Raw genomic sequence first — 5724 nt, 5'->3', positions numbered from 1 at the left:
CCACGCCGTACCGCAGAGCGGATATTAGAGGTCACGCTCGAGCTGTTTAACCGCTTTGGCGAGCCCAATGTGTCGACTACCTTGATCTCGTCAGAACTGAGCATCAGCCCTGGCAACCTTTACTACCACTACCCTGCCAAGGAGGAGCTGGTCACGGCGCTTTTTAACCGCTACGAGGCGGCGCTGGATGAATTGCTGGATGCCGCGCCGGGCGTGCACGATGTGGAAGACGCTTGGTTTTTCATGCACACCCTGTTTGAGTTGGTGTGGCGGTACCGCTTTTTGTACCGCGATTTGAACGACTTGCTGAGCAAAAACCGTAAGCTAGAAACGCACATCAAAGACGCGCTGCTGCACAAAACCACGGCGTTTCGCACGCTGCTAGATAGCCTAGAGCACGGGGGCGCGCTGGCCATGACCGTGAGCGAGCGCGAGGCAACGGCCACGCACATGGTGGTGATGCTGACGTGGTGGCTGAGCTACGAGTACGTGCGCAACCCGCGCCATGCGCTAGAGCCTGAGAGTGCGCAGGCGTCGCTGCTGCGCGGGGCTAGGAGTGTGTTGAGTTTGTTGGTGCCTTATGCGACGGCAGAGCATAAGGAGCATCTGGGGGCTTTGTTGGCGGCGTATTGACGCGCCGCTTATGTCAATGTTTGACATAGATTGACATTACAGCAATAATTTTCACAAATTAATCTGGAGTCGATCATGGGCATGAATGTCAATTTAACGCCACAACTTGAAGAGCTCGTTCGGGCCAAAGTCGCAACAGGCATGTACAACTCGGCAAGCGAGGTGGTACGAGATGCGCTGCGCTTGATGGCGCAACATGATCAGGTTCGCGAAGTCAAGTTTGAGCAGTTGCACCAAGAAATTAAACTTGGGCTCAACAGCGGCGAGACATCGACGTGGGATGCTGCAAACTTTAAACAGCAAGCCCGCCAGCGCCAGAAAGTGGGCAACAAACCCGCCTAAATGCCAACTGTTCGCAAGCTCCCAAGCGCAAACGAAGACCTATTTCAAATTTGGAGCTTCATCGCGGCAGGCAACACGGATGCTGCTGACAAATGGATTGATAGGCTTGATGTGCGGCTCTCATTACTAGCCACACAACCTTTAATGGGAAAGGCTCGCGATGAGCTTGCTAAAGACCTCAGGTCTTTTCCGTTTGGCCGCTATGTGATTTTTTATTTGCCTGAGTCAAGTGGCATAACTGTCGTGCGAATTCTCCACTCGGCTAGAGACATAGATACCGCAATGGGTTTGCATTAATTAGGTTCCGACCCCAATTAACTTGTACCGTTAAGGTGTCTGAAAGCAAGACTAAGCATGTGGCGAGTTGGCGGCGTATTAGTGTTTCAAGTCACGATAAAAGTTTTCGTGCGCGCCGTAGCCCAACAAAATAATGACTTGCTCTTGGGTGTTGGCGGCATAGGCCAGCAACATTTGCTTAGTGTTGAACTTGTATTTATGCACGCGCACGCCAGTTAAATCGCCCTTTTTAAGTTCACCCGCCTCGGGCTTTGAAATGATGAATCTCACAGCTTCATCAAGCAAGTGCTTTTCTTGCAAATGCAGTTTTTTGACAGTTCGATTGAATCTGGGTGTTGTCAGAACTTTCATCCGAACTGGTATTCGTTGAACTTTCCAGCTTTGGCTTCTTCAAGGCTGATGAGTAGTTCTTGAATCATGCCAACAGGAAGGTCAGGGTTTTCTTCGGCGGCCTTGCCTAAGCGAGCCCAATGTTCGATTTGCTTAGGCACAGAGCGGTGCATGGCCGCAGCGTATGGACGCGCGTCGCTCACTAGCTGGTCTGACAGTTTGATAACAGCGGGCATAAAACCTTCCTGATGCAAAAGGTTGTATTTTGCTACCACGTGGATAAATTAACAAGTGAGCTGAAGTGAGGCAGAAGAAATTAGTTAGGTTCTGACCCCAATTAAGTGACTAGCGGAGTGAGGCTTCTACTAGTTTGACCCAATAGGTGGCGCCCAAGGGAATTAGGTTGTCATTGAAGTCGTAGTTGGGGTTGTGCAGGGTGCACGGGCCTTCGCCGTGGCCTATTTCTCGGTGCACGCCGTCGCCGTTGCCAATAAAGCAATACGCGCCGGGCTTGGCTTGCAGCATGTACGAGAAGTCTTCTGCGCCCATGGTGGGCTCTTGGGCCAACACGTTGTCGGCGCCTACGATGTCGGCCATGACCGCGCGTGCAAAGTTGGCTTGCGTCACATGGTTGATGGTGGGTGGGTAGTTGCGCACAAACTCAAAGGTGCAGGTGGCCCCAAAGGCGGCGCTGGTGTGCGCGGCCACATCGCGCATGCGCTGCTCGATCAGGTCGAGCACCTCGATGCTAAAGGTGCGCACAGTGCCTTGTAGCTCGCACTGGTCGGGCACCACGTTGGTGGCTTCGCCGGTGTGGATCATGGTGACTGAAATCACGCCTGCATCGACCGGCTTTTTGTTGCGACTGATGATGGTTTGAAAGGCTTGCACCATTTGGCAAGCCACCATCACGGGGTCGATGCCGTTGTGGGGCAATGCAGCGTGGCAACCTTTGCCGTGGATGGTGATTTTGAATTCGTTGCTGGACGCCATGACGGGGCCTGCACTCAGGGCGAACTGCCCTTCTTTAAGGCCCGGCCAGTTGTGCATACCGTAGACGGCTTGCATGGGGAACTTGTCAAACAAGCCGTCCCGAATCATCTCGCGTGCGCCGCCTCCGCCCTCTTCGGCGGGCTGGAAAATAAAGTACACCGTGCCGTCAAAGTCTTGGTGTTTTGACAAGTGCTGTGCTGCGGCCAAGAGCATGGCCACATGACCATCGTGGCCGCAAGCGTGCATCTTGCCCGCGTGAGTGCTGGCGTGGGCGAACTGGTTGAACTCTTGCATGGGCAGGGCGTCCATGTCGGCGCGCAAGCCAATGGCGCGGTCACTGCTGCCGCATTTCAAAATGCCCACCACGCCCGTGGTGCCCATGCCGCGATGAATGGGAATGCCCCACTCGGTGAGCTTTTGGGCCACCAAGTCGGCGGTGCGAATTTCTTCAAAGCGCAACTCGGGATGGGCATGAATGTCGCGGCGGATGGCCGCGATGGAGGAAGCTTGCTTGGTGAGGGAATCAAGGACTTTCATGGGTTTAGTCTAGCCGCTTCACCAACCCTCTGTCATACATGGCTATCTAGCCAAGCGCTTCATCCGATAAGGGTCAAAACAAGGAGCGCGAGGGCCAAAGGGGCGTGTGATGAGCCAGCCTCTGCTGCGCAATTTCCAACAAGCCATCAAAAATAAGCGAGTCCACCAGCTCAAACTGCACCGACATGCTGGGCGCCATTTTCCAGCCTGCGCCGCCTGTCATGTAGCAGGCGGGCTCTGCGCCGCAGTGTTGGCGCACGTGCTGCACCATGCGCTCGACCGCGCCGGCAATGGCAAAGGTGCCTCCACTCGTCAATGCATCACTGGTGTTTGTGGGAAAGGCACACACCTCGCCGGTGGGCACGCGCAGGCCTGCAGTGCCTGACTCCAAAGCACGCAACATGATGCCGTGGCCGGGCAAGATAAGTCCCCCCAAAAACTTGCCGTTGGCATCGATGGCCTCCACGGTCACAGCTGTGCCGACCATGACCACCACCATGGGTTTGGGCGCATTGCCGTTCTGCATCAGCATGCGGGCATGCGCCCCAATCATGGCGACCCATCGGTCTGCGCCAAGGCGTGTGGGGTGGTCGTAGCCGTTGGTCATGCCGGCTTCGGCAGCAGACGACACGGCCCAGTGCGGGGTGATGTCCCACAGCTCCATTTGCTCTTCAACACGGCGGCGAATGGCCTCGCCCGCCACGATGCAGCCCAGCATGTGGGTGGGCTCGGGCAAATCGCGCCAGTCTTCGTCAGCCAAGCGGTCGATGTTTTCTAAAAAGACCGCGCCACTGCCCAACAGCTTGGCGCCGGGTGCGGGGCTGTCGTACACGCCCCATTTGAGGCGTGTGTTGCCCACATCGAGTGCAAGAAATGTCATAGCTTTATGAATTAGTTTTGACGCCAAGGCAAGCCGCGCATGCGCCAGCCGCCTTGGGTGCCGCGATGGCCATTTGAATTGGCATCGCCCTCGAAGCCTTCGAGGATGTTGTAGGCCTCAAGGCCCAGCTGTGTGGCGCGCTGGGCGGCTGCGATAGAACGCACGCCACTGCGGCACAACAGCACTACTTTTTTACCCTTGGCTGCGGCTTTGACCGCCTCGTCAAACAGGGGGTTAACGGCAGTGCTGGGCCATTGCTTCCAAGGCACGGCTACTGCGCCGGGTACAAAACCCACCCAGGCCAGCTCGGCCTCGCTGCGCACATCCACCATCACGGCAGCGCCCGACTGCATCCATTGGTAGGCGGTGTCAGGTGTGATGTCGCCCGCGTAGCCCAACTCGTTGTTGCTCATTTTTATAAAGCGAAATAAATAAGTGATCAGTATAGAAGCCGCTCGTCCCCAATGAGACAAGCACGTACGTATTTGAAGGGGTGATCAGGGGAAACCCTTGCGAAAAATCTAGCTATGCGTATCAGAATCCACCTTCCCAAATCATGTTTTTGACAAAACTTAGGAGACTTCCACTCATGACCGATATCAAAAAAACGACAGCACGTCGTAACGTACTCAAAGGCGCAGCAGTTGCAGCCGCTGGCGTAGCAGCCGCACCGATGGTGGCAGCGCAAACCGGCCCTATCAGCATGCGCTGGCAGAGCACTTGGCCCGCCAAGGACATCTTCCATGAGTACGCACTCGACTACGCACAAAAAGTCAACGACATGACGGGTGGCGATTTGAAGATCGAAGTGTTGCCCGCAGGTTCTGTGGTGCCCGCATTCGGTTTGCTCGAAGCTGTTTCTAAAGGTACTTTGGACGGCGGCCACGGCGTGTTGGGCTACCACTACGGCAAGCAAAACGCTTTGGCTTTGTGGAATTCAGGCCCAGCGTTTGGCATGGACGCCAACATGGTGTTGGCATGGCACAAGTACGGCGGTGGCGCTGATTTGTTGGCCAAGTTGTATGCCTCTATCGGCGGCAACGTGCAGTCGTTCTTGTACGGCCCCATGACCACACAGCCTTTGGGCTGGTTCAAAAAGCCAATCACCAAGTCTGCTGACTTCAAAGGCTTGAAGTTCCGCACCAACGGTTTGGCCATTGACTTGTTCACGGCCATGGGCGCTGCAGTGAACGCTTTGCCAGGCGGCGAGATCGTGCCAGCGATGGACCGCGGCTTGCTGGACGGTGCTGAGTTCAACAACGCCACGTCTGACCGTATCTTGGGCTTCCCAGACGTGTCTAAGGTGTGCATGTTGCAAAGCTACCACCAGAGCGCTGAGACGTTTGAGATCATGTTTAACAAGACCAAGTACGACGCACTGCCAAACAAGATGAAGGCTGTGATTGCCGGCGCTACAGAAGCTGCTTCTGCTGATATGTCTTGGAAAGCGGTTGACCGTTACTCGAAAGACTACATCGAGTTGCAAACCAAAGACAAAGTGAAGTTCTACAAAACGCCTGACTCCATCTTGCAAGACCAGCTGAAAATTTGGTCTGAGATTTTGGAGAAGAAGTCTGCTGAGAACCCACTGTTCAAAGAGATCGTGGCATCACAAAAGGCGTTTGCACAACGCGCTGTGAAGTGGGACCAGGACACCAACATCAGCCGTCGCATGGCGGTGAATCACTTCTTCGGCGCGAAGAAGGCCTAAG

9 protein-coding genes are annotated in these 5724 nt (G+C 55.2%); 4 read left to right on the top strand and 5 right to left on the bottom strand.

Features of this window, described 5'->3' with window-relative positions; genetic code table 11:
- From ABWP81_RS11475 to ABWP81_RS11465, 3 genes are all read left to right on the top strand, one after another.
- The coding region (locus ABWP81_RS11475) for a TetR/AcrR family transcriptional regulator (protein ID WP_353141889.1) at positions 1-633 on the top strand (633 nt) is incomplete at its 5' end.
- Between the two features lie 81 nt (positions 634-714).
- Complete coding sequence (locus ABWP81_RS11470) at positions 715-975, top strand: type II toxin-antitoxin system ParD family antitoxin (protein ID WP_353141887.1); 261 nt, start codon at positions 715-717, stop codon at positions 973-975.
- The gene (locus ABWP81_RS11465; RefSeq protein WP_353141885.1) at positions 976-1272 is read left to right on the top strand and encodes a type II toxin-antitoxin system RelE/ParE family toxin; all 297 of its coding nucleotides are present in this window, start codon (positions 976-978) and stop codon (positions 1270-1272) included.
- Positions 1273-1350: 78 nt separating this feature from the next.
- Here the strand turns inward: ABWP81_RS11465 and ABWP81_RS11460 are convergent, their stop codons facing one another.
- The 5 genes from ABWP81_RS11460 to ABWP81_RS11440 all read right to left on the bottom strand — a co-directional run bounded on the left by ABWP81_RS11460 (position 1351) and on the right by ABWP81_RS11440 (position 4425).
- Complete coding sequence (locus ABWP81_RS11460; RefSeq protein ID WP_353136714.1) at positions 1351-1623, bottom strand: type II toxin-antitoxin system RelE/ParE family toxin; 273 nt, start codon at positions 1621-1623, stop codon at positions 1351-1353.
- On the bottom strand, positions 1620-1838 hold the full coding sequence (locus ABWP81_RS11455; protein WP_353141884.1) for a ParD-like family protein: 219 nt from the start codon (positions 1836-1838) through the stop codon (positions 1620-1622). The genes ABWP81_RS11460 and ABWP81_RS11455 overlap by 4 nt, the downstream gene beginning before the upstream one ends.
- 109 nt (positions 1839-1947) lie before the next feature.
- On the bottom strand, positions 1948-3132 hold the full coding sequence (locus tag ABWP81_RS11450) for a M20 aminoacylase family protein (RefSeq protein ID WP_353141882.1): 1185 nt from the start codon (positions 3130-3132) through the stop codon (positions 1948-1950).
- A 73-nt stretch (positions 3133-3205) separates the two neighbouring features.
- The gene (locus ABWP81_RS11445) at positions 3206-4012 is read right to left on the bottom strand and encodes a type III pantothenate kinase (RefSeq protein ID WP_353141880.1); all 807 of its coding nucleotides are present in this window, start codon (positions 4010-4012) and stop codon (positions 3206-3208) included.
- 11 nt (positions 4013-4023) lie between these two features.
- Positions 4024-4425 carry a rhodanese-like domain-containing protein gene (locus tag ABWP81_RS11440; protein ID WP_353141878.1) on the bottom strand — a complete coding sequence of 134 codons (402 nt, stop codon included), beginning with the start codon at positions 4423-4425 and terminating at the stop codon, positions 4024-4026.
- 176 nt (positions 4426-4601) lie between these two features.
- Between ABWP81_RS11440 and ABWP81_RS11435 the strand changes: the two genes are divergently transcribed.
- The gene (locus ABWP81_RS11435; RefSeq protein WP_353136699.1) at positions 4602-5723 is read left to right on the top strand and encodes a TRAP transporter substrate-binding protein; all 1122 of its coding nucleotides are present in this window, start codon (positions 4602-4604) and stop codon (positions 5721-5723) included.
- Position 5724 lies beyond the last annotated feature (1 nt).

The organism is Limnohabitans sp. (assembly GCF_040401135.1).
Taxonomy (GTDB): domain Bacteria; phylum Pseudomonadota; class Gammaproteobacteria; order Burkholderiales; family Burkholderiaceae_C; genus Limnohabitans.
This window is presented reverse-complemented; position numbering and strand designations above follow the sequence as displayed.